The following is a 23,444-nucleotide window of genomic DNA, read 5'->3' on the forward strand; positions in this document are numbered from 1 at the left end:
GTCCATTTTTGTGGGCCTCCCGGGGAGAAATCAAAGGCGTCTTCTCACCCAAGGATATGGCTGAGAAGACGCGCGGTGTAGTCGACCATCGGAATGATGCGACCGTAGTTGAGGCGTGTGGGGCCGATGACGCCCAGCACGCCGACAATGCGCTGATCGCGGTCTCTATAGGGCGAAATGACAAGCGAAGACCCGGACAGCGAGAAGAGGTTATTCTCGGAGCCGATGAAAATACGCACGCCATCCCCCTGCTCTGCCAGGCCAAGAAGCTGGATCAGATCGCGCTTGCTCTCCAGATCATCGAACAGCAGGCGGATGCGTTCCAGATCTTCGGCGGCCTCCAGATCTGTTAGCAGGTTGGATCTGCCACGGATGATGAGTTGCCCAGTGTCGTGGCTGCTGGCGCCCCCCCAAACCGCAAGCCCGGCATCAATGATCTTGCGCGATAACTGATCCAGCTCTGCCTGATGCACATCTTTCAGCCGTTCAAGCTCGACCCGCACCTCAGAAAGGGTTCTGCCCTGAAGCTGGGCATTGAGGTAGTTGCCCGCCTCAATCAGTGCCGACGCCGGCAGGCCGATCGGCAGATCAATGATGCGGTTTTCCACCGACCCATCTTCCCCGACCAGGACAGTCAGCGCCTTGAGAGGCTCAATGCGGACAAACTCGATGTGCTTGAGGCGCATGTCGGACTTGTGTGTCATCACCACGCCTGCAGCGCTCGACAGACCGGACAACATTTGTGTGGCTTCGGTCAGCACTTGTTCAGGTGAGCGGGCCTGTTGCGAGGCGCGCACCTGAATTTCAATCTGACGCCGTTCGTCTTGTGTCAGATCGCCAACTTCCAGCAAGGCGTCGACGAAAAAGCGCAAGCCTGCTTCCGTCGGCAAGCGACCGGCGCTGGTGTGCGGCGAATACAGCAACCCCATATGTTCGAGATCCGACATCACGTTGCGGATGGATGCCGGAGACAACGACATGGCCAATGCGCGCGAAACATTACGGGAGCCGACAGGAATGCCGGTCTCCAGATAGTTTTCAACGATGGAACGGAAAATCTCGCGCGATCGCTTGTCGAGGTCCATCAGGCTCACGTCAAACACTCCTTGGCTCACCCTTCAAGGCGAGCGTGTTGCAGGTCAGTGCTGGCAACCAGGAAGGACAAGGCCTTCTCGGAGCGGCTCAAGACTATTTGGGCTGTTTTGTCCGTCAGTTCAATTTCATTTATGGGGACACACCCTAGTTACAGGCGCAAAATGGGACAAGTGAGAAACGGGGTCTTTACGCCTTCCGCTTTCAAGCGCTACAACCCGCAGCACTTGTTTGTTTCGTGCTTCTGTTCGCATGAAGTCGAAGAAAAGATAGGAAATGATATGCGTCCGTCCAAGCGCACTGCCGATGAACTGCGTCCCGTGACCTTGGAACGAGGCGTCTCCAAGCACGCCGAAGGTTCCTGCCTCGTCAAGTTTGGCGATACGCATGTTCTGTGTACGGCAAGCTTGGAAGAGCGTGTACCGCCCTGGTTGCGCGGCCAGCAGCGCGGCTGGGTAACGGCGGAATACGGCATGTTGCCGCGGGCCACCGGCGACCGGATGCGCCGTGAGGCGAGCATGGGCAAGCAGTCCGGTCGTACGCAGGAAATTCAGCGTCTGATTGGCCGTTCTCTGCGTGCGGTCGTCGATCTTGAAGCGCTGGGCGAGTGCCAGATTTCGGTCGATTGTGATGTGATTCAGGCAGATGGGGGCACCCGCACGGCCAGTGTCACCGGTGCCTGGGTGGCTCTGCATGATTGCATCGAATGGATGCGCGCCCGCGACATGGTCAAGAAGCAGGTGCTCAAGGACCAGATCGCAGCGATTTCTTGTGGCATCTATAATGGTACGCCGGTCCTTGATCTCGATTACGCGGAAGACAGTGCGGCGGAAACGGATGCCAACTTCGTGCTGACGGGGTCTGGCGGCATTGTCGAAATTCAGGGTACTGCGGAAGGTGCCCCGTTCTCGGAAGAGGAATTCACGCAGCTTCTAGGATTGGCTAAATCGGGGATTGCTCGTCTGGTTGATCTTCAGAAAATGGCGATCCTCTAAGTTCGGGCGATCAGAAGGGTATGACAATGAGCAAGAAGCTTGAACCGGGCAAACTGGTTGTTGCCAGTCACAATGCAGGCAAGATCCGCGAAATGCGCGAGCTTTTGGGGCCATACGGCTTCGATGTGGTGTCTGCCGGGGATCTGAACCTGCCCGAGCCGGAAGAGACGGGTACGACGTTTGAAGCCAATGCGGAATTGAAGGCTGTGGCATCTGCCAAGGCCTCCGGGCTGGTGTCGCTTGCTGATGACAGCGGGTTCTGCGTTGCCGCTCTTGACGGTGATCCTGGCATCTACTCGGCGCGCTGGGCGGGGCCTGAGAAGGATTTCCAGATGGCGATGCAGACCATCGAGGAAAAGCTGCAAGCCAAGGGCGCTGTAAGCGATATCGAACGCGCCGGATCATTTGTCTGCGTGCTCTGTCTGGCGTGGCCAGATGGCGAGACGGCCTTTTTCCGGGGCGAGATTGACGGGACAATCGTGTGGCCGCCGCGTGGTGACATGGGTTTTGGCTATGACCCCATGTTTCAGCCTGCCGATCGTGACCGGACGTTCGGCGAAATGACATCTGAAGAAAAACACGGTTGGTCGAAAACCGGTGATGCGCTGTCGCATCGCGCTCGCGCATTCCAGCTCTTCTCGAAGAGCTGTCTGGAGGATTGATGGGTTCTGCCCCTGAAGGTGGTTTTGGCATTTATGTTCACTGGCCGTTTTGCGCCGCCAAATGCCCGTATTGCGATTTCAACTCGCATGTCCGGCACATGGGCGTTGATCAGGTGCGTTTTGCTGCCGGGCTGGAGCGTGAGCTGAAGCACTTCGCAGAACTGACTAGGGGAAAGACTGTTCAGTCGATCTTTCTGGGCGGTGGCACGCCATCGCTGATGGACCCTTCGACCGTTGGGCGGGTACTGGATTGTATTGCGCGCGAATGGACTGTCGCGCCGAATGCTGAAATCTCCATGGAAGCCAATCCGACCAGCGTTGAAGCAGACCGCTTCAAGGGCTACCGGGCGGCCGGCGTCAACCGGGTGTCACTTGGCGTCCAGTCGCTGCATGATCATGACTTGAAATTGCTCGGTCGGCTGCACACGGCAGAGACTGCGATCAAAGCAATTGAAACCGCACGCTCAACATTTCCACGTCTGTCCTTTGATCTGATCTATGCCCGTCCCGGCCAGACTGTGGCCTCCTGGCGCGAAGAGCTTGAACGCGCCATTGCGTTGGCGGCGGACCATTTGTCGCTCTATCAGTTGACGATCGAAGAAGGCACGCCCTTCTACAATCTCTATCAGGCAGGCAAGTTGAAGATGCCGGATCCCGATCTGGGTGCCGAGTTTTATGAACTGACCCAGTCGGTGACAGAAGCGCATGGTATGCCGGCCTATGAGGTTTCCAATCACGCCAAGCCGGGTGCAGAGTGTCGGCATAATCTGGTGTATTGGCGATACGGTGAATACGTTGGCGTTGGCCCCGGTGCGCACGGCCGTCTCAAGGTGGGGGTGAACCGACTGGCAACAGCCACCGAATTGCATCCGGAGACCTGGCTGGAAGCCGTCGAAACGCATGGCCATGGACAGGTCCAGCAAGAAGGCCTGAGTGATGAAGAGCAGGGCGATGAATTTCTGCTCATGGGCCTGAGACTGGTGGAAGGCATCGACCTGAAACGCTTCGAAAGTCTGGCTCATCGTCAGGTCGATCCGCGCCGTCTGGCGCTTTTGATCGAGCATGGCATGGTTGAACAGCTCGGAAATGATCACATTCGCGCCACCCCGGAAGGTTTTTCGGTGCTTGACGCCGTCGTTGCAGATCTCGCAGCCTGATCTGAATTCAATTAAATAAATCAATGTTTAGACCTGCGGGAGAAGATGATTTTCCCGCAGATGTTACCTGCTGCCCTAAAGCTCGATCCTGATGCTATCGGTCTTTGCATGATTTTAGAACGAACGGTTCTTGCAGCATCCTTGGCCTCGGCCTAATATGGTGCGATGCAATACGCGGTTTTACGACACATCTGTCTCGCGCGCGCAATAAACGTTGCATGAGACCATAGGGAGACTTGGTCGTGGCCTTTTACCAGCTTTACGAATTCAATCACGCTGCGATGGCGCCTTTTCGGGCCGTAGCCGATATGACGAAGCTTTATTTCCAGAACCCGCTCAACCCGCTGAGCCACACCGAATATGGGCGTGTGGTTGCGGCTGGCTGCGAAGTTCTCGAGAGGACAACGCGCCGCTATGGCAAGCCTGCGTTTGGTCTGAACGAAACCATGGTCAGTGGCGTCACGGTGCCGGTACGCGAGAAGACAGTTTGGTCTGCACCTTTCTGTAACCTGCTGCATTTTGAGCGTCGTTTGCCGAAGGCGCGCAAGGATCCCAGGATCCTGTTGGTTGCACCGATGTCCGGCCATTATGCGACGCTGCTGCGTGGAACGGTTGAAACCTTGCTGCCGTCTGCCGACGTTTACGTTACTGATTGGGTCGACGCCCGCATGGTGCCGCTCAGTGATGGTCGCTTTGATCTCGATGATTTCATCGACTACATCATGGATATGCTGCATTTTCTCGGTCCGGACACGCATGTCATTGGGGTGTGCCAGCCGTCCGTTCCTGTTCTGGCGGCAGCGGCGCTGATGAACGAGCGCGAGGATCCCAATAGCCCGGCCAGCATGACGCTGATGGGCGGGCCGGTCGATACCCGTGTCAATCCGACTGCGGTGAACGAACTGGCTGTTTCAAACGGGATCGAGTGGTTCCAGAACAACGTCATCATGCCGGTGCCCTTCCCGCATCCAGGCTGTCATGCGCAAAGTTTATCCTGGTTTTCTGCAGTTGAGCGGCTTTATGAGCATGAATCTTGATCGCCATGTCACGGCGCATCGGGATTTTTTCCATCTTCTGGTCGATGGTGATGGCGACGGCGCCGACAAGCATCGCGATTTTTATGATGAGTATCTCGCGGTGATGGATTTGACCGCCGAGTTCTATCTCCAGACCATCGAAGCCGTGTTCATTGATTTCTCACTGCCGCGCGGCACGATGACCCATCGTGGGGTCAAGATTGATTGCTCCAAGATCACGCATACGGCACTTCTGACCGTAGAAGGTGAAAAGGACGACATCACCGGACGTGGTCAGACCAAGGCGGCGCATGCCTTGTGTACGGGCTTGGCCGATGAAGACAAGGCCCATTACGAGCAGCCGCGCGTTGGCCATTACGGCGTCTTCAACGGGTCGCGGTGGCGCTCGGAAATCGCCCCGCGGATCATGGATTTCATCAATTCGCACCGCCATGATCTGAAAGGTACCGCCAGTTCTGATGCGAAAGAGGCAAAGTCCCCCGATCAGAAGGTGGCAGAGCCGAAACCAGCAGAGGCAAAAGCCGCATCAAGCGAAACCAGGACTGTTTCGTCTGATGCCAAGACTCCAACCGCTGCAAAGAAAGCGTCTGAGGCTCCTAAAGACAAGACTGAGCTGAAGGCCAAGGCGATTGAAGCTGTTGCGCCAAGTCCGGAAAAAGCAAAGGCCACTGCCAAGCCGAAAGCTTCTTCCCCGGCCTCTGATCCGTTGGCACAGATCCTTTTGTCCAGCCCGCAGGGCGTGGCCGATGATCTGAAGGCGCTCAAGGGCGTTGGGGTCAAGCTTGAAACGGTGTTGAACGAGGCTGGCATCTTCCATTTCTGGCAGATCGCCGGATTGACCGATGACCAGATCGAAGCACTGGATTCAAAATTGGATTTCCGCGGGCGGATCTCGCGTGAAAACTGGATTGAGCAAGCGCGCAAACTGTCTGAAACGGTCAACTGATCCAACAGGTTTGCACGAAGGCCACCTGTGATGGTATCTTCGTGCAAACTCTTGGCTTCTTCATATCGCCTGACTAGAATACAGCTCTGAGCTGTTTGGCTGAGCCGACCTGCTCCGGTCTTGTCTGCCTTATCCTTGAGTTGAGAAACGTCTGAATGCTGTTCGGCAAAGACCGGAAGAGCCGTCTTCCCGACCATATTGATCTGGAGACCAGCCGCGGTCTCTTGCGCATTCGCCTGAAGACCAACGCAAGGGCGCGACGGTATTTGTTGCGTCTTCCGGCAGATAACTCCGGTCCGATTCTCACCCTTCCCAAAAATGGCACTCTTGCGCGGGCAGAACGCTTTGCCCGTCAACATGTTGACTGGTTGCATGAGCGAATGGACTTGCGGCCGACGCCGGTTGAGCTGATGCCCGGCGACCTGGTGCCATTGCGCGGCGTAGATCATCGCATCGTGGCGACAGGCACCCTGAGGGGTCTTGTTCGGCCCTGTCTTGTGGACGGTGTTGCCTCACTTGAGGTGCCGGGTGAAGTGGCACATGTGCCGCGCAAGTTGACGATGTGGTTGCGCAAACAGGCGCGCCTTGATCTTGAAGTAGCTTGCGCGCGATATGCTGCGCAACTGGGCGTCACAGTGGCGGCCTTGTCCATTCGGGATACGCGCAGCCGCTGGGGTTCTTGTGCTTCTGACGGGCGGCTGTCATTTTCCTGGCGTCTGGTGCTGGCACCACCGGATGTTCTGGATTACGTCGCAGCGCATGAGGTCGCACACCTGCGGCAGATGAACCATTCCCCCGCTTTCTGGAAGATCTGCAACACGCTTGCTCCGCATACTCCAACCGCGAAAGCCTGGCTCAAAGCCAATGGCGCACGCCTTCATGTCTTCGGCTAACGGGCGCTTATTTACCTGCCGAAGAGACGCTCGAGCAGCGACTTGTGATGTCTGGAGGGTTGCGGTCGAATAACGGCACTCCCCGAGCCAACATTGGCGGGCGGCACGAAGCTGCTTGTCTTCGGGCTTGGTACGACGGTTGCTCCGAAGTGGGAGACACCCGGCAGATTGACGATGGGCAGGTCCTTGTTTTCCTGTCGCATTGCCTGTTGCCAGATGATGGCCGGAACGGTTCCGCCCGTCACGCGCCGGGTGGGAGAATTGTCGTCATTGCCAACCCAAACTGCGGTCGTCAGTTGGGCCGTGTAGCCGATGAACCACGCATCCCTGAAATCCTGACTGGTGCCGGTTTTGCCTGCTTCCGGGCGGTTGTTGGGCAGGCGCGCGTTATGTCCCGTGCCGCGCAGAACGGTTTGTTGCAGCATTTCGTTCATTTCAGCCACATGCGTTCGCGTCACCACACGGCCCGGACCGGATCCGCTGCGCGAATAGAGTACCTTGCCCTCTGTTGTGACGATCTCACGGATGACATGCGGAATAACGCCATAGCCGCCATTAGAGAACGGCACATAGGCCGAGGCAATCTCCAGTGGTGTGACCTCAGATGTGCCAAGAGCGATAGACAGATTGGGTTGTAAATCCGAGGTGATGCCAAGTTGGTGTGCGGTTTTGATGACATTCTTCGGGCCAACCTCATAGGCAAGGCGGGCGGCAACTGTATTGAGGGAATCCGCAAGCGCGGTTGTCAGCGTGACCGGGCCACGGTTGGTTTTCTCATAGTTTTGTGGTGACCATCCGTTGATCGTAATAGGCTCATCCTGACGTACGGTGTCAGGCGTCAGGCCGCTGCGCAGGGCTGTCAGATAGACAAATGGTTTGAACGATGAGCCTGGCTGACGCTTGGCGTAGATCGCACGATTGTACTGGCTCTTGGAATAATCAACACCGCCGACCATGGCCTTGACTGCACCCGTTGTATCCAGCGTGACAACAGCCCCTTGGCTGACCTTGCGCTTCTTGCCGTATTTGCTCAGTCCGTCGCGCAACGCGGTTTCTGCGTCCTGCTGCATGGACTTGTCTATAGTTGTGCGAACGACAATGTCGCTGTCGACAGAGCTAATATATTGCGGCAGACGGTCCATCACCCAGTCGGCAACATAATTTTCGCTGGACCGGATCTCGTTACGCTGCGCCTTCGCGGGGTGCGCGATAGCCTGTTGCTCTTCCTTTTTGGTGATGTAACCCTGATCGGCCATAGCGCGCAGCACGACTTTGGCACGCGCTTGCGCAAGCTTTGGATTGCGGGCTGGTGAATAGCGGCTCGGGGCTTTCAGCAGGCCAGCCAGGGTCGCAGCCTCTGCAATGGTAACGAAACGGGCCGAGTGGCCAAAGTAGCGCCGCGCCGCTGCATCCACGCCATAAGCGCCCGCCCCCAGATAAACGCGGTTGAGGTACATCTCCAGGACCTGATCCTTGGAAAAATTGGCTTCGAGCCAAAAGGCCAGCACGAGCTCCTGGATCTTGCGTTTGAATGTTCTGTTTTGCTCCAGAAACAAGTTCTTGGCGAGCTGTTGGGTCAGGGTTGAGCCCCCTGCACCACGCCGCCGGATGTCAGATTGACGACGACAGCACGCGCCAGGCCAATTGGATCGATGGCGAAATGAGACCGGAACCGCTTGTCCTCAATGGCAATCACGGCATTGGGCAGGTAGGCTGGCAATTGTTCCAGACGCACTGCTTCACCGCCTGTCTTTCCCCGGTTGGCAAGCAGCGTTCCATTGTCCGAAACGATCTTGATGTTGGGCGGTCGATCCGGCACTTTCCACTCGGACGTGGGCGGTAGATAGGCGGCATAATAGCCGACGATCCCGGTGACCAGAATGATACACCAGATACCCATGACGCAGGACCAGTAGACGCCTTTTTTCAAAAACCACATCGAAGAGTACCGGCGGGGTCCGCCGCCGTTCTTTCTGGATGCTTTACGGGGAGGCTTGCGATTGCCGCCACCGCCTCCGCCGCCCTGCTTTGCTGCGGTCGGTGTTTTTTTGGCTGGTGCTGGGCGCGCTGGAGCAACAGCGGGTGCCTTGCGGATTTTTGGAGCGCCACCGCCCGAGCCGACATTTGTGCTGGAGCGCTCGCGGTCCGGCTTCGCCGGTCCACGGGACTTTGCAGCCTTGGAGGAAAAGCTGGGCTCTATCCTTTTGGGGCGGGATGTCCTCTTTTGCGGCATGCGTCGGTTGGGTCCTCAAAGAGCTGAAGGATGCTCTGATCAAGCGCTTTTCAATCTAGATTGAGGCAATTTAAAGGGTCGTTAAGTTTTGTTTTTGGTTAAGTTCAAAAGGCGTATTTGAGGTATTTCTGCACAAGACAGAGATGCAAATGGAGAGAAAAATGCCGAAAGCATATTGGATTGCCCGGATGGATGTTGAAAACGCCGAGCCCTATGGACGCTACGTGGCGGGAACGAAGGCGGCTTTTGAAAAATACGGTGCGGTGTTTCTGGCGCGCGGTGGTCGCGCTGAGACCCTTGAAGGGCAAGGGCGTTCGCGCAATGTGGTGATCGAATTCAAGGATATGGACACGGCGCTTGCTTGCTACCATTCACCGGAATATCAGGCCGCCCGTGCCTATCGGTTGGAAGCATCTGAAGGCGAATTGCTGATCGTTGACGGCGTCGAATAAGATCGAATTGGGCTCTGCTGCCCTGACATCATTGCCTCTCGGAATAAAAACCGACGTGTTTCACGGGAAACACGTCGGTTTGAAAACTCAGATTTTCCCAGTGGACTGGGCCTGTGTGCTTATGTCATCAGGGAAATTTCGGCAACACAAGGTCAACTCGCGTAGCGGCTGGCTTCTTCGCCGTAGTGCTTCACATATCTGCTGCTGAGACTGTCGACTGGCAGCACGATCAGGACGTCGGTGGTACCGAACTGATGATCGATCACCGCGCCTTGGCCAATTTGCGCACCAAGGCGCAGGTAGCCCTTGATCAATGGCGGCAATGCGCGCAAGGCCCGCTTCGGTTCCAGCTCTTCTTTGGCAACACGATTCATCTCGGTGTAGCGGTCTGGCAGCGCATTGACATGCCATTCCGGCGTCGTGCTGGAAAAGTGATGCAGGAATGAAAGCTGTTCCGACAAGAGGTCAGCGTTGGTGCCTTCCATAGAGGCGCAGCCGATCATGACGTCAATCTTGTGTATCGTCACATAAGACCAGATGCCTTGCCACAGCAGGTCGAGCGCCTTCTTGTTGCGGTAGGGTTGCAGCACGCAGGAGCGGCCAAGTTCAAGAAAGTTCTTGTCGGGGTGGGCGTCGATCATCGGCTGAAGGTCAAATTCGCCTGAGGTGTAGAAGCCGCTATGCTGCTCGGCAACGGCCTGGCGCAGAAGGCGATAGGTGCCAACAATCTGCGGCTTCAATCGGCCCAGCTTGTTGCGCTTGAGCGACGCATGGTCGATGACAAGGAGGTGGTCGCAGATCGCGTCATAGGGATCGGCATCGCGACGGCTTGTGATGGTCTCCGCATCGGCAATCGCCGACATTTCTTCGTAGAAGACTTCGTAGCGAAGGCGCTGCGCCTGCCGGATTTCCTTGACGTTGCGCGCCAGTCGGACTTCCAGAGCGCCAACACGGCCCAAGCTGCCTTTTTTGGACAGAAGATCGAGGGCGTCAGGACGGGCTTTCTGGATCCATCCCCGCGCCAGAGGAAGCTTGCCACCGTGAGGTGAGATTTTCTGAACAAGTTTCTTGGGTGAAAAAATGTCCGAACGTAATGCCAAGACGAGGCCCCTATTTCCAAACAAAATCAAGATCTTATTAGATCTCGAAACGAAAGCAGTCCGGGGAGGAGTATATTTGACCCCATCATCGCAAGACTGTTTCGCTGTCTTAAAGCATACCTTTCCAACAAGATAATGACAAATTTGAATTTTTTAATTTATCGGGAACACGTTTGAGTGCGCGCTTCATAGCCTCGTTTACGCCCCGGTTTCTGAGCACAATGGTTGCACATCGTCCAGACGCGAAGGTGCCGTGTCCGGGACCGGAGCAGGTCTCGCCCGCGGGGTCGCTATTTCCGTCTGTAAGATTTCAATTCGCAGCCAACTGATGAGTTTTAACAGGTCGCACCAGCACTCGTCGGCGATGGTGTCGCGCATCCTGACGCCAAAAGCGCAAGCAATTTGACAAGGAGAATAGATGCCGTCGCGCTCATGCGCTCTTCAATGCCCCTTCAAGAGAGCCAAGGCGTCACGGGTTAGCAGTGCTTGGTCAGTCTTTGGCTTTGATGAGTGCACTGAGCGTCTCTTCAATGGCGTGGTGGGTCAATGGTTTGGTCAAGAAGCCATTGACCCCGGCACTTTCCGCTTTTTCGCGAGCATCCGGCATGACGTCGGCAGTGACGATGATCACGGGCACTGTGGCACGTCCTTCGCGCTCTTCCAGATCCCGAATGCGCTTCAATGCCTCAATACCATCCAACTGTGGCATATGAAGATCCATCAGGATGGCATCGAAACGTGTGCGTGCAGCAGCCTCTACAGCCGCCATTCCGTCGCTGACCATGATCGGGCTGTGACCTAGCTTGCGCAAAAGTGCATCACTGAGCAACCTGTTGATATCATTGTCTTCTGCAACAAGAAGACGCAACGTGTTGGGTCCCGAGGTCGCCGTCTTGTCTTTTCGGTTTTCGCACGTCGTGTCGAGCGCTTCCCAGGATTTGGTTGGGCTAACGCCCGCCAACGTATCGGATACGACACGTGTGAGGCTCTCCATGCGCACCGGCCGGATCAGATAGCTGGCATACCCCGCGTCTCTCAGATCGGTCAGGCGGTCCCGCTTGGACGGGTCAATCAGAATGACGGCGGGTGTCGTGCAACCAGCAAGGCGGGCGGAGGCAAGCCAGCCACCGCTTTCGTTCACGGCGGCATGATCGACCATCAGCAGGTCCGCTGTATTGAGCTGGTCTTCAAGGTCACTGGCACCTGGCTCGCGAACCTCAGTGTGAGCGCCTTCCTGACGCAGGCGGTGAGCAATTAATTCGGCCTCGACTGTGCCTTGACTGACAAGCAAGACGGACTTGCCGAGATAGGTCAAAGGCGCAGCGCGCAGATTTTCTGGCAGTGGCAGCGACAGACGGAAGCAAGCCCCTTCATTCTCGCGGGATTCAGCAGAGATTTGCCCCCCATCAAGCGGGCGAGGTTTTGCGCGATCGCCAGTCCCAGACCGGTGCCGCCGAAACGGCGGGCAGTGCCATGATCGGCCTGTTCGAACTCCTGAAACAGGCGGGCCGCTTCCTGATGATCGAAGCCGATGCCGGTATCGCGTACGGAAATGTCAACGATGCAACCCAAAGCATCCGGGTTGTCATGCCCGTCTATCTCGATGGAGATGCCACCCGTGTCAGTAAACTTTATGCCATTGCCTGCCAGGTTGAACAGGATCTGGCGCAGCCGTGTTCCATCCACCGTGATGTGATCAGGCAGACGTGGATCGATGCGACTGCCGATCTCAAGGCCTTTGCCCTGCGCCTTGGGAGCCAGCAGTTCCACAACGCTTTCCACCAAAGGCGCCAGATCTGTTGATGTTGGTTGCAGGACCAGTTTGCCAGCTTCCACCTTGGAAAAATCAAGGACTTCGTCGATGAGCAGCAACAATGTATCGCCGGACGTTTCCAGCGCGTCGATATAGGCCACCTGCTCCTTGGTCAGTCGAGTGTCGCGCAGCAACGTTGACATGCCCAAAATGCCGTTCAACGGGGTGCGGATTTCATGGCTGACGGTGGCAAGAAAGCGCGATTTTGCTTCGTTGGAGGTTTCCGCTGCCTGTCGGGCGGAGACAAGTTCCTGCTCGATCTTGTGGCGGTCGGTGACATCGCGCAGCACAGTTTGGAGTACGGATTGGTCGGTAATTGTGTCGCGTACGCTGGCATCCAGACGCGAGAACCAGCGCGGGCCGTTGTTGGTTTGCAGCAACACGTCATTGAGCGCCACACCATCCGATTTGCGCGCAAGGGTTTGTTCCTGCTCGTCCTTGTAAAGGCGCGGCAACGTCAGGCGGCTGCCGATCAACGGCAATTGGTTTGCATCGCCGAAGGCGGCTTGCGCAGCAGGGTTGCTGTAGATGACGGTGTTGTTGGCATCGCGCCGGATCACGATGTCGCCCAGAGCGCCCAGAATGCTGGACAGCCGCTCGTCGCTTTCGCGCAATTCCCAGGCCTTGTCTTCCAGAGTTTCGCAGAGGGAGCGCAACCGTGTAACTTCGCGGCGCTTGAAGGCAAGACGGGCTTCAAACCGGGTACGGTCGTCACTGGCAATCAGCCACATGGCAAGCGTTCCGGCGAAGAAACTCAAAGGCAACGCAAGAAGACGGGTTTCCGGCATCTCAAGCAATAAAATGGCAGCAACAATTCCGACAAGACATCCCGCAATGGCAAGAACGTTCAGAACTTTGGGCGATTGGGTTTCATCGGCGCCGGGGACTTCCTTGTGGGCCTGAGACGGGGCGCCCGGGCTATCGATGCCAGATGAGGCTGTGTCCGCTTCGTCAGACAAGCGGTCGCCCGGCGCTCCGGGATGTTGATCATCCAAGTGCGTCACGCCCAACAGCTCTGCGGAATTTGAAGCATTTTTGACCAATAAACTGGTCCCCATCTTCTCGTTTGAGACATCTCAGCCTCGTCCATAAGCATTGAGAAAGAGTTTCGCCGACCGTTCAAATGGCGGAAAGGCTCTTCAGGTTCTCAAACTATTTGGGCTTCATGCGGTTTGCTTGAGGCGTTCTTCTTTTCGGTAACTGAGGGCTTCAGCAAAATGCAGCCGTCGTACACAGTCATCGCCGTCCAGATCGGCAAGAGTGCGGGCGACTTTGAGAACCCGGTGATACCCGCGTGCGCTGAGGGTCAAAGTGGTGGCAGCCTGATGCAGCAGGGCAAGGCCGTCCGCATCGGGCCGCGCCAATTCTTCAATCAGGGAGGCGGGAACTTTGGCGTTGGTGCGGCTGGTAACACCAAGACTGGCGAAACGTTGCAACTGGATCTGGCGGGCCTGTGCGACGCGGGTCGCAACCGTGGCAGATGGCTCCGAACTGGCCGGGCCTATCAGGTCCATCGCGGTCACAGCAGGAACCTCGATCCGCAGGTCTATGCGATCAAGCAGGGGCCCGGATACGCGCGCCTGATAGTCCTGGGCGCAGCGAATTCCCTTTTTGCAGGTATGTCCGGGTTCTCCCGCATGGCCGCAACGACAGGGGTTCATGGCCGCAATGAGCTGCACCTGAGCCGGATAGGTGACGCGGTGATTGGCGCGGGCAATGATCGCTTCCCCGCTTTCCAGTGGTTGGCGCAAACTGTCGAGAACTTGCGGGTTGAATTCCGGCAGTTCATCAAGAAAGAGCACACCGTGATGAGCCATCGACACCTCGCCCGGGCGGGCGCGGAAGCCGCCACCGACGAGAGCGGCCATGCTGGCGGAGTGATGCGGTGCGCGAAACGGACGTCGGTCGCTCAGGCGCCCCTCTTCAAGTTCGCCGGCCAGCGAGGCGATCATCGAGACTTCCAGCAATTCCTCCGGCCGCAAGGGCGGAAGAATGGAGGGAAGACGGCTGGCCAGCATGGACTTTCCCGCGCCCGGTGGTCCGACCATCAGCAGGTTGTGACCGCCTGCGGCGGCAATTTCGAGCGCCCGTTTCGCACTTTCCTGGCCGCGCACGTCGGCCAGGTCCGGCAATGTGCCTTCTTGCCGGTGCAGCTTGGCCTTGGGTCGCGACAGGATTTGCGTTCCCTTGAAATGATTGGCCAGTTGGATGAGGGAGTGCGGTGCGAGAATATCCATCTCCGCATCTGCCCAGGCCGCCTCACCGCCACAGGCTGCGGGGCAGATCAACCCCTTGCCCAGTGTGTTTGCGCCAATGGCAGCTGGCAACACACCAGCGACAGGGGCAATGCTGCCATCAAGCCCAAGTTCGCCCAGCACGGCATAGTCGGCAATGAGGTCGGAGGGAATGGCACCGATGGCGGACATAATGCCCAGCGCAATTGGCAAGTCGTAGTGTGACCCCTCTTTGGGCAGGTCCGCCGGAGCCAGATTGACGGTAACCCGTTTTGCCGGCAGGGCCAGCCCGCATGCCTGCAACGCTGCCCTCACCCGTTCCCGGCTTTCGGCCACGGCTTTGTCTGGCAGTCCGACAATGGTGAAGGCGACCAGACCGGAACCAATCTGCACCTGCACATCGACCGGTCTGGCGTCTATTCCCTGAAAGGCAAGTGTTGTAACGCGGCTGACCATCGCACTCTCCTCAACGCTCAACTGACGTTAAGGAAGTTTTAATATTTGCACAAGAACAAAAAAAGAACTTTCTGTTGTGCGCAATGCCTGTCGAGCCGCAAGGCGTTTGCCCGCAGGGTCTGGATTTGAAATCGGTGTTGCATGTCACGCCTTCCCAAGCTGTCAGTTCTGCGTAGGGACCGTGAATGAGATCGCTATGAAAAAGGCCTGATCGTTTTCCACGTCGGGCCTTTTTCAATGATAGCAGGCGCAGCAGTCAGTGCGCGTCATCCCAGTTGTCGGCGGCACGTGCGTCCACCTTGAGCGGCACGGAGAGCTGCAGAACGGGCTCTGTGGCCTTTTCCATGCCTTCGACAATCACTGGAATGGTCTTGTCGACCTGATCTTCGGGCACTTCAAAAATCAATTCATCGTGGACCTGCAAAAGCATCTGCGCATCCAGACTGGAAGCGGTCAGGCGATCTTCCATACGGATCATGGCACGGCGCAGAATATCGGCAGCCGATCCCTGGATTGGCGCATTGATTGCGGCGCGTTCATAGAAAGAGCGCATGTTGGGGTTCTTGGTATTGACGTCCGGATAATGCGCCTTGCGGCCGAAAATCGTTGTCACATAGCCGTTCGCATGGACGGCCTTCTTGGTTGCCTCCATGTAGTCCTTGATGCCGGGGAAGCGCTCGAAATAGGTTTTGATGTAGTCGCTCGCTTCACCGCGCGAAATGCCAAGCTGAGCCGCCAGTCCAAAGGCGGAAATGCCGTAAATGATGCCGAAGTTGATGGCCTTCGCACGTCGGCGCACCATCGGGTCCATGTCCTTGATCGGCACGCCGAACATCTCGCTTGCGGTCATGGCGTGAATATCCAGTCCGTCCTCGAAGGCTTGTTTCAGCTGCCCGATATCGGCCATATGCGCCAGAACACGCAATTCAATCTGGCTGTAATCGGCGGAAATAAGTTTGCAGCCTTTCTGAGCGACGAAAGCCTTGCGGATCTTGCGACCGGATTCCGTGCGCACCGGGATATTCTGCAAGTTCGGCTCTGAGGACGACAGGCGGCCTGTGGTGGTGGACGCCAGGGAATAAGAGGTGTGCACCCGGTTGGTTTCTTCGTTTATGAAGCCGGGCAAGGCGTCAGAATAGGTGGACTTGAGTTTGGAAAGCTGACGCCAGGACACGATTTTTTCAGGCAGTTCATGACCTTCAGCAGCAAGGTCCTCCAGCACGGATGCTGAGGTGGACTACAGGCACCGGTTTTTGTCTTCTTGCCACCGGGCAAACCCATCTTGTCAAAAAGAATGTCGCCAAGCTGCTTGGGCGAGCCGATGTTGAAGGTTTCGCCTGCCAGAGTATGGATCGTGTCTTCCAGCCCGGCCATACCCTGCGCGAAGTCGCCGGAGAGGCGCGACAGCATCTGCCGATCAATGGAAATACCGCGCCTTTCCATCCGGCCCAGCACAGGCACCATGGGGCGTTCCAGCGTTTCGTAGAGGCTCGCCATCTTTTCGGCCGCGATGCGTGGTTTCAGCACTTGCCACAGGCGCAGAGTGACGTCCGCATCCTCGGCGGCGTATGCCGTGGCCTTGTCGATGGCAACCTTGTCGAAGGTGATCATCGACTTGCCGGAGCCACAGACTTCCTTGAACGGAATGGGCTTGTGGCCCAGCCAACGCTCAGACAGCTCGTCCATGCCGTTGCCGCCGATGCCCGCATCCAGCGTATAGGACAGCAGCATCGTGTCATCAGCAGGGGCAACATCAATGTCGTAGCGGCTGAGCACCAGCCAGTCGTATTTCAGGTTCTGTGCGATCTTGAGCACAGCGCGGTCTTCAAGCAGAGGCTTCAGCAGATCCAGCGCGTCGCGCAAGGGGATCTGGCCCTCGGCAAGGTCTCCGCCACCCAACAGGTCCCCCTCTCCTTCGACATGCGCCAGCGGAATATAGCAGGCCTTGCCAGCGGCAGTGGCCAGCGATACGCCCACCAGATCAGCCCGCATGGCATTGAGAGACGTGGTTTCCGTGTCAAAGGCGACATACCCGGTTTCACGAGCATCTGCGATCCACTCCTTCAGACGAGTGGCATCCTTGATGGTTTCATAGGTTGAGGCGTCAATGGGCACATTGGTAGCAGAGGCGCGGCGTACGTCGGCCAGCGTTTGAGGCATCATCAGCCCGTCAGGCGCTGGAGATCCTGCGGTTGTCGAACTGGAGGACGTTACGCTCGTGGCATCATCGGGCGCACTGCTGCCGGATGACGCCGCCGGGCCGCGTTCTGTGATCCGGCCCTTGGCATCAGGCACATCCCAGCCTGGCACATCGAAATCGTCTGCATCGATATTCGCAAGCTCTGCCCCGGTGACCTCGGCCACCCGTTTGGTGAGGGTGCTGAACCCCATCGCCTTGAGGAATCCGACAGCCTTCGGGCCGTCCAGATCGGTGACGGCCAGATGGCCAACGGGCGCTTCCACCGGTACGTCCTGTTTCAAGGTGACAAGCTTCTTGGAAACCCGCGCCTGTTCGGCAAACTCGATCAGGTTTTCCCGACGCTTTTTCTGCTTGATGGTATCGGCCTGCGCAAGCAGGGTTTCCAGATCGCCGAATTCATTGATCAGCAGGGCTGCCGTTTTCAGGCCGATGCCGGGTACGCCCGGGACATTGTCAACACTGTCACCCGCAAGTGACTGCACCTCAATCACTTTGTCTGGTCCAACGCCAAACTTCTCGAACACTTCATCCGTGGTGAAGATCTTGTTCTTCATCGTGTCGATCATCGAGATATTTGGCCCGATGAGCTGCATCAGATCCTTGTCACCTGAGACGATGGTGACCTTGGCCCCGGCCTTTGCGGCTTGCGTTGCATAAGTGGCGATCAGGTCGTCTGCCTCAAAGCCTTCCTGCTCGATGCTGTGCACACTGAAGGCTCGGGTTGCCTTGGCGGATCAGGCCGAATTGCGGGATGAGGTCTTCAGGTGGATCTGGCCGATGCGCCTTGTATTCCGGGTAGAGGTCGGAGCGAAAGGTCTTCGATGAATGATCGAAAATCACGGCCAGATGCGTTGGCTCATCGTGCTTGTCCGGATTGGGGCCGTCCTGCAACAGCTTCCACAACATGTTGCAGAACCCGGCTACGGCGCCCACGGGCAGCCCGTCAGGCTTGCGGGTCAGAGGCGGAAGCGCGTGATAGGCCCGGAAAATGAAGGTGGAGCCATCGACCAGGATCAGGTGGTCATCGCCGGTGAGTTCGGAAAAGGAAGCAAGCTTGGACATGGCGCGGATCATGCCTTCGACCGGCCCGCTAGGAAAGCCCCTATCGTCGAGTTTCCGCAGCCAAGCGCAGTTTTGTGAAGAGCATTCCTACTCGGCTGGTTGAGGCGCCCGGGGTGCAGGCGTGATGTGAGCCCACTGAGGCCGGAAGAACAGAAACCGTCCCTTCCCCGTTCGCAAGATGATCCAGTACAGAATGAGCGGCGAAATTACGCTGGCCGCGGTCACCAGAACGCTGGTTGTACCGATGTCGAGGCTGCCGATTTTCAAGAGCAGTGTGCGCGACACGACCATTGGAAAGAAGAACGAGAGATAGACGACAATGGAGTTCTTGCCCAGATAACTCAGAAAGCCCATGACCGGCAGCTTTTGCAGCAATGAACTGATCTGGATGATGGCAAGCGCTCCGGCGGCACCCAGCGCCAGCGACACGAACGGTAACGCTGCCCAGTCGAGAGCCACAAGCGTGCCGTTGATCATGCCCCAACCAAGCAGAAGCATCAGGCTCTGCCGCACATGAGCGCGGGCCCAGTCTGACAGAGCAAAGATGCTCGGGGCAAACAAGACGCCGATGTAAAAGAACACGAAGCGCTGGGCAAACTCGTCAATGATGACCGACCCGGTGTTGATGTGAGCGATTTCCAGTGCCATGGCGGCAACAAGGACAACACTGCGCGGAATGCGGCTTTCGTGCACCAGCTTGGCAACAACGCAGAAAACAGGAAGCAGATAGATGAACCAGAGAGTGCCAAAAGGTTGAATGAATGTCAGGAAATAGAAGCCGACAGCATCTGTCGTTCCCATCTCCTGAGCAAAATTCGGCCCTTTGAACAGGAACTGGATGGCCACCCAAAGGATATAGAAATAGGCGAAATGGACCACCTTGCGGTCCAAATACAGCCGCCAGTCCCGCGCAATAACATTGCTGATGAAGAGACCGGAAATCATGAAGAAATCCGGCATCCTGAAGGGGCGGGCAAAGTCGGTGACAACATGCATCCAGCCGGTTTGACCGGCGGCCGCCTCTACGCCCAGAACTGAATGCATCATGACAACAAAGATGATGCAAATGCCCTTTGCTGTGTCAACCCAAGGGACGCGTGTGTCAGCCATAAGAGGATATCCCTGCGCGAAAGCTCAATCTTGTCTAAAATAACTCGTAAAAGTTACTAAGGCTTCCGCAGGGATATGTCGCGTCAAAATGGCAGAAACGGTTAATTGCCATCTTTGGGTTTATCGGTCCATGGGCTGATACGCTGTGGTCCGCTGGGCGGTGTGCCATCCGAATGAGAGGGATGCGACCAGTCACTTTCATCCAGATCGACAACATGTTCGTCGCGGGTGAAGCCCGGACCAGACCGCACAACCGTAACGTTCGACCGTGTGACGATCCAACGCGCAATCCGGTCGCGCAACGGTGGGATGAACAGCAACAGCCCAATTATGTCGGTCACAAAGCCTGGAATAAGCAACAGGAAGCCTGCCAGCACGATCATCGCACCATGCATCAATTCCGTGCCAGGAACGCGCTTGGCATTCAACTCGGATTGCATTTGCCGCAAGAGTGAAACGCCTTGCTGGCGCAACAGCATGGATCCGATGACGGCGGTCAGAACAGTCAAGCCGATGGTGGGCAAGGCTCCGATGGCGCTGCCAACTTCGACAAAGACGAAGATTTCGATAAGTGGCACCAGTATGATGGCAGCCAGAATATAAAGTCCCACGATTGTACTCTCGCTATACCTTTGCAGGATCAGGAGGGGCGTTTGTCAGATCATTAATGATCCGCTGCTGCGCTTGGTTCGACCGTCTCATGCACTTTTTTACATCGGCATAGCCGTGCAGACCCTTAAAATGCTTGTCTTGTTTAATGATTTCAAGATTACAGACCGGTCACAAGAGTGTGCAAGCTCTGGTCTGTTTTCGCAAGTCGTGCCACTGGCTTATGATCGATGAATGGTCTAGGCATGTTCAAAGATGCAGAGAATTTCTCTGCGCTATGTCATGTTTCAGACAGGCTGTTCGGCTCGGGGGCTGGATGCTGACGGTTTGGTAGACTACATATTGGACAAGACATAACGACACATTCAGCGCTCTGCGACCATTTTGGTCGGGTGCGGCCAAAGCGGTCAGACAACAAAGCCGGTAAGACGAGATGAACGAGTTTTTCGACGTTTACACGATCATTTTCCTAGCATTGGCGGTGTTTATCATCTTCCGTCTGAGGTCGGTTCTTGGCCGGCGCACGGGCAATGAGCGGCCTCCGTTTGATCCCTACTCCAAGCCGCAAACCCCGGATCAGGACGGACGTGACGATGTTGAGCGCGACCAGCAGGGCAATGTCGTGACGCTGCCCGGTCAGTCCGTCGAGCGTCCTCAAAACGAGGTCTCTGCTGAGACCGATGCAGAGGTGATCGACCGGTTTGTTCCCGCGGACACCCCGTTGAATGCTCAACTGCGTCAGATCCGCGCAGTCGACCATGGTTTCGATCCTGCGGAGTTCCTGCAGGGTGTGCGTGGTGCTTACGAGATGATTGTCGTGTCGTTTGCCGAGGGGGATCGCAAGACCTTGAAGCCACTTCTGGCGACGGATGTTTATGATGGCTTTGTCGCCGCGATTGACGAGCGTGAGAAGCAGGGGCAGACCAGCGAAATGACCTTTATCGGCATCGACAAACTGTCAATTGCCAAGGCCGAATTGAAGAATGACGTCGCCAGCCTGACCGTTAAAATCCACAGCCAGCTGATTTCGGCGATCCGCGACAAGGATGGCGGTGTGGTCGATGGGGACGCCAATAAGGTGACTGATGTTGTGGACATCTGGACGTTCGCACGTGATGCAACGTCGCGGGATCCGAACTGGCAACTGGTGGCGACTGAAAACGCGGAATGAGACACGGGCTTGCGAAGACCCGGACAGGTGCAATCGGTTTCCTTTTTTGTCTGTCCCTGCTGGTATCCGTCGCCAAAGTCACGGCAGCATCGGGGCACATGATGGATGGTCTGACCCAAACCGGATTTTCTCACGTCAGCGGATGGGATCAGGATGATCACAAGGCGGCTCTGGCCGCCTTTCTGCGTTTTTGCAGAACAACGACGCACAGGCCGTTTTCGTCGGGTCCGGCCCGTCTGAGCACCGCGCAGGCGCAGGACCTTTGTCATGCGGCCGAAGCTGCCTTTGCAACCGGCGCAGAAACGTCAGCAAAAGCCTTTTTTGAACAGAATTTCACGCCCTTCAGCGTGTCGGGAAGCGCGTTTCTGACCGGCTATTATGAGCCTGAGATTGACGCGGCGCGGACGCGTCACGGATCGTTTCAATACCCGCTGCTGCGTGCGCCCAAGGGACTGGTTCATGTCACGGCATCCAATCGTCCAGAAGGCTGGCCACAGGATGTGAGCTATGCGCTGAAGACCGATCATGGGCTGGTGCAGCTGCCTGATCGGGGTCAGATCATGGATGGGGCGCTGACGTCTTTGAACTTGCCTCTTGTTTATCTCAAGAGCCGAATCGATGCGTTTTTTGTTCATGTGCAAGGATCGGCCCGCTTGCATCTTGCCGATGGACAGAGCATGCGCGTCGGCTTTGCAGGCAAGAACGGCTACCCCTACACGTCCATCGCCAAGGTGCTGGTCGAGCGCGGGGCGGGCAGTCCGAAGGATTTCACCATGTCGGGACTGCGACACTGGCTGGAAACGCACCCGAATCAGCGCGATGCCCTGTTTCGGGAAAATCGCTCGTTCATCTTCTTTCGGGACATTCCCATTCGTCATGCCGACGAGGGGCCGACAGGCGCGGCGGGATTGCCGCTTGTGGCGGGGCGCAGTCTGGCTGTCGATCTGCATCATTTTTCGCTCGGCACGCCGGTATTTGTGCAAAGCCATCTTGCCGGAACGGGGCTTGCAAAGGCCGAGTTTGATCGCCTGTTGATCGCTGACGATACCGGGTCCGCTATCAAGGGTCCGGCACGCGGCGACATTTTCGTGGGTTCAGGAGACCGGGCAGGCGAAGTTGCCGGAGAAATTCGCCACCGCGGAACGATGACGCTGCTTCTGCCCAACGGGGCCGGGAGACCGGCGCAATGAGCTCGCGCAAGCGCGGCCGCAAGTCGCTTCTATCCCCGGAAGACATTGAACTCTGGGGCAAGGTCACCAAGACCCTGACCCCTTTGCACCCTGAGCGCGCGCCTGCTTCTGCAACGGAAGATCTGGATGCCCTGATGCGAGCAGAAATGGGCGAGGCAGCCCCCAGTCCCTCTAACGAGACACTGAAAAAGGCGAAGCGCAATTCGACTGCCATGCGCGTCCCCAAGCCGGACGTGCCACGCAAGCCGGCTGACCCGCCCCTGTATCGTCTGGAAGATCGCTATCGACGCAAAGTCGTTCGTGGTATCAAGCCGATAGATGCTCGCATTGACCTGCATGGTTTGAATCAGGCGCAGGCTCTCAGCCGATTGGGCGGCTTTCTGCAACAGGCGCAATCCAATGGCAGCAAAGTCGTTCTGGTGATCACGGGCAAGGGCAAGCGTGATGAGCGCGGCCAGCGGGAAGACGAGCGCGGTATTCTGCGTCGCATGGTGCCGCAGTGGTTGTCGATGCCTCACATGAGATCGCTGGTCATCGGTTATGAGGAAGCGCACGCGTCGCACGGCGGGTCGGGTGCGCTTTATGTGCGCATTCGCAAACGAAGGTAGACAGACGTGACGCCGCTTGGTGCAAAAATTCGCGAGTTGCGCAAGAAGCGTGGCGTATCGCTGAAGGAAATGGCCGATGCCCTGTCGGTGTCCAGCGCCTATCTTTCCGCGTTGGAGCACGGCAAGCGCGGCACCCCGGCCTGGTTTCTGGTTCACCGCATCATCACCTATTTCAATGTCATCTGGGATGAGGCGGAAGAGATCCAGCGTTTGGCGGAACTCTCCGATCCACGGGTGGTTATCGATACAGCGGGTCTGGATCCCAAGGCGACGGAACTGGCCAACCGACTGGCCCAGTCGATTGAGACCCTGTCACCGGACGCAATCTCGCATCTTTTGTTGCAGCTCCGGGTCGCGGCTGCGAAAAGTGGCAGTTGATATGCGGTTGTAGTGCCCGTTTTCACATCTTTACGTCACATTATCT

Annotated in this window: 16 protein-coding genes and 3 pseudogenes; 10 read left to right on the plus strand and 9 right to left on the minus strand. The window is 57.1% G+C overall.

Features of this window, described 5'->3' with window-relative positions; genetic code table 11:
* Positions 1–44 precede the first annotated feature (44 nt).
* Positions 45–1,085, minus strand: a complete 1,041-nt coding sequence (hrcA, locus tag AC0L7U_RS11310) for a heat-inducible transcriptional repressor HrcA (protein ID WP_473695776.1) — start codon at positions 1,083–1,085, stop codon at positions 45–47.
* 288 nt (positions 1,086–1,373) lie between these two features.
* Between hrcA and rph the strand changes: the two genes are divergently transcribed.
* The 5 genes and pseudogenes from rph to AC0L7U_RS11335 all read left to right on the plus strand — a co-directional run bounded on the left by rph (position 1,374) and on the right by AC0L7U_RS11335 (position 6,782).
* Positions 1,374–2,087 (plus strand): ribonuclease PH, encoded by a 714-nt coding sequence (rph, locus tag AC0L7U_RS11315; protein WP_473690764.1) that lies wholly within the window; start codon positions 1,374–1,376, stop codon positions 2,085–2,087.
* Between the two features lie 26 nt (positions 2,088–2,113).
* On the plus strand, positions 2,114–2,749 hold the full coding sequence (gene rdgB / locus AC0L7U_RS11320; RefSeq protein ID WP_473690766.1) for an RdgB/HAM1 family non-canonical purine NTP pyrophosphatase: 636 nt from the start codon (positions 2,114–2,116) through the stop codon (positions 2,747–2,749).
* Positions 2,749–3,906 carry a radical SAM family heme chaperone HemW gene (gene hemW / locus AC0L7U_RS11325; RefSeq protein WP_473690768.1) on the plus strand — a complete coding sequence of 386 codons (1,158 nt, stop codon included), beginning with the start codon at positions 2,749–2,751 and terminating at the stop codon, positions 3,904–3,906. The genes rdgB and hemW overlap by 1 nt, the downstream gene beginning before the upstream one ends.
* A 281-nt stretch (positions 3,907–4,187) precedes the next feature.
* A pseudogene (locus AC0L7U_RS11330) lies at positions 4,188–5,370 on the plus strand (polyhydroxyalkanoate depolymerase); the annotation flags it as partial.
* Between the two features lie 674 nt (positions 5,371–6,044).
* Complete coding sequence (locus AC0L7U_RS11335) at positions 6,045–6,782, plus strand: M48 family metallopeptidase (RefSeq protein ID WP_473690770.1); 738 nt, start codon at positions 6,045–6,047, stop codon at positions 6,780–6,782.
* Between the two features lie 11 nt (positions 6,783–6,793).
* Here AC0L7U_RS11335 and AC0L7U_RS11340 read toward each other — a convergent pair.
* A pseudogene (locus AC0L7U_RS11340) lies at positions 6,794–9,015 on the minus strand (transglycosylase domain-containing protein).
* Between the two features lie 161 nt (positions 9,016–9,176).
* On the opposite strand from AC0L7U_RS11340, the gene AC0L7U_RS11345 reads away from it, so the two are divergent.
* Positions 9,177–9,467 carry a DUF1330 domain-containing protein gene (locus AC0L7U_RS11345; RefSeq protein WP_473690772.1) on the plus strand — a complete coding sequence of 97 codons (291 nt, stop codon included), beginning with the start codon at positions 9,177–9,179 and terminating at the stop codon, positions 9,465–9,467.
* Positions 9,468–9,619: 152 nt separating this feature from the next.
* On the opposite strand, the gene olsB is transcribed toward AC0L7U_RS11345, so the two are convergent.
* The 7 genes and pseudogenes from olsB to AC0L7U_RS11380 all read right to left on the minus strand — a co-directional run bounded on the left by olsB (position 9,620) and on the right by AC0L7U_RS11380 (position 20,053).
* On the minus strand, positions 9,620–10,477 hold the full coding sequence (olsB, locus tag AC0L7U_RS11350) for a l-ornithine N(alpha)-acyltransferase (protein ID WP_473695778.1): 858 nt from the start codon (positions 10,475–10,477) through the stop codon (positions 9,620–9,622).
* A gap of 580 nt (positions 10,478–11,057) precedes the next feature.
* On the minus strand, positions 11,058–11,858 hold the full coding sequence (locus AC0L7U_RS11355; protein WP_473690774.1) for a response regulator: 801 nt from the start codon (positions 11,856–11,858) through the stop codon (positions 11,058–11,060).
* A gap of 20 nt (positions 11,859–11,878) precedes the next feature.
* Positions 11,879–13,375, minus strand: coding sequence for a histidine kinase dimerization/phospho-acceptor domain-containing protein (locus AC0L7U_RS11360; protein WP_473690776.1), 1,497 nt, complete (start codon positions 13,373–13,375; stop codon positions 11,879–11,881).
* A 168-nt stretch (positions 13,376–13,543) separates the two neighbouring features.
* Entirely contained in the window at positions 13,544–15,070 is a 1,527-nt protein-coding gene (locus AC0L7U_RS11365) for a YifB family Mg chelatase-like AAA ATPase (RefSeq protein ID WP_473690778.1), read from the minus strand.
* 256 nt (positions 15,071–15,326) lie between these two features.
* A pseudogene (polA, locus tag AC0L7U_RS11370) lies at positions 15,327–18,344 on the minus strand (DNA polymerase I).
* Between the two features lie 75 nt (positions 18,345–18,419).
* Positions 18,420–19,442: an acyltransferase family protein gene (locus AC0L7U_RS11375; protein WP_473690780.1), complete on the minus strand. Its 1,023-nt coding sequence runs from the start codon at positions 19,440–19,442 to the stop codon at positions 18,420–18,422.
* A 101-nt stretch (positions 19,443–19,543) separates the two neighbouring features.
* The gene (locus AC0L7U_RS11380) at positions 19,544–20,053 is read right to left on the minus strand and encodes an FxsA family protein (protein ID WP_473690782.1); all 510 of its coding nucleotides are present in this window, start codon (positions 20,051–20,053) and stop codon (positions 19,544–19,546) included.
* Between the two features lie 431 nt (positions 20,054–20,484).
* On the opposite strand from AC0L7U_RS11380, the gene AC0L7U_RS11385 reads away from it, so the two are divergent.
* From AC0L7U_RS11385 to AC0L7U_RS11400, 4 genes are read left to right on the plus strand one after another with little or no spacing between them, the layout of a single operon-like run.
* On the plus strand, positions 20,485–21,222 hold the full coding sequence (locus AC0L7U_RS11385) for a Tim44/TimA family putative adaptor protein (protein WP_473690784.1): 738 nt from the start codon (positions 20,485–20,487) through the stop codon (positions 21,220–21,222).
* Positions 21,219–22,412 carry a murein transglycosylase A gene (gene mltA / locus AC0L7U_RS11390; RefSeq protein ID WP_473690786.1) on the plus strand — a complete coding sequence of 398 codons (1,194 nt, stop codon included), beginning with the start codon at positions 21,219–21,221 and terminating at the stop codon, positions 22,410–22,412. Before AC0L7U_RS11385 ends, mltA begins: the two co-directional genes overlap by 4 nt.
* The gene (locus tag AC0L7U_RS11395; protein ID WP_473690788.1) at positions 22,409–23,020 is read left to right on the plus strand and encodes a Smr/MutS family protein; all 612 of its coding nucleotides are present in this window, start codon (positions 22,409–22,411) and stop codon (positions 23,018–23,020) included. Before mltA ends, AC0L7U_RS11395 begins: the two co-directional genes overlap by 4 nt.
* A 6-nt stretch (positions 23,021–23,026) precedes the next feature.
* Positions 23,027–23,398, plus strand: a complete 372-nt coding sequence (locus AC0L7U_RS11400) for a helix-turn-helix domain-containing protein (RefSeq protein WP_473690790.1) — start codon at positions 23,027–23,029, stop codon at positions 23,396–23,398.
* Positions 23,399–23,444: the final 46 nt, after the last annotated feature.

It is taken from the genome of Roseibium sp. 10G30-5 (assembly GCF_055809635.1).

Bases quoted from the DNA above. Each gene is read 5' to 3' on its own strand.
- hrcA (WP_473695776.1), bottom strand. From the start codon at position 1,085: ATGGACCTCGACAAGCGATCGCGCGAGATTTTCCGTTCCATCGTTGAA.
- rph (WP_473690764.1), top strand. From the start codon at position 1,374: ATGCGTCCGTCCAAGCGCACTGCCGATGAACTGCGTCCCGTGACCTTG.
- rdgB (WP_473690766.1), top strand. From the start codon at position 2,114: ATGAGCAAGAAGCTTGAACCGGGCAAACTGGTTGTTGCCAGTCACAAT.
- hemW (WP_473690768.1), top strand. From the start codon at position 2,749: ATGGGTTCTGCCCCTGAAGGTGGTTTTGGCATTTATGTTCACTGGCCG.
- AC0L7U_RS11335 (WP_473690770.1), top strand. From the start codon at position 6,045: ATGCTGTTCGGCAAAGACCGGAAGAGCCGTCTTCCCGACCATATTGAT.
- AC0L7U_RS11345 (WP_473690772.1), top strand. From the start codon at position 9,177: ATGCCGAAAGCATATTGGATTGCCCGGATGGATGTTGAAAACGCCGAG.
- AC0L7U_RS11365 (WP_473690778.1), bottom strand. From the start codon at position 15,070: ATGGTCAGCCGCGTTACAACACTTGCCTTTCAGGGAATAGACGCCAGA.
- AC0L7U_RS11375 (WP_473690780.1), bottom strand. From the start codon at position 19,442: ATGGCTGACACACGCGTCCCTTGGGTTGACACAGCAAAGGGCATTTGC.
- AC0L7U_RS11385 (WP_473690784.1), top strand. From the start codon at position 20,485: ATGAACGAGTTTTTCGACGTTTACACGATCATTTTCCTAGCATTGGCG.
- mltA (WP_473690786.1), top strand. From the start codon at position 21,219: ATGAGACACGGGCTTGCGAAGACCCGGACAGGTGCAATCGGTTTCCTT.
- AC0L7U_RS11395 (WP_473690788.1), top strand. From the start codon at position 22,409: ATGAGCTCGCGCAAGCGCGGCCGCAAGTCGCTTCTATCCCCGGAAGAC.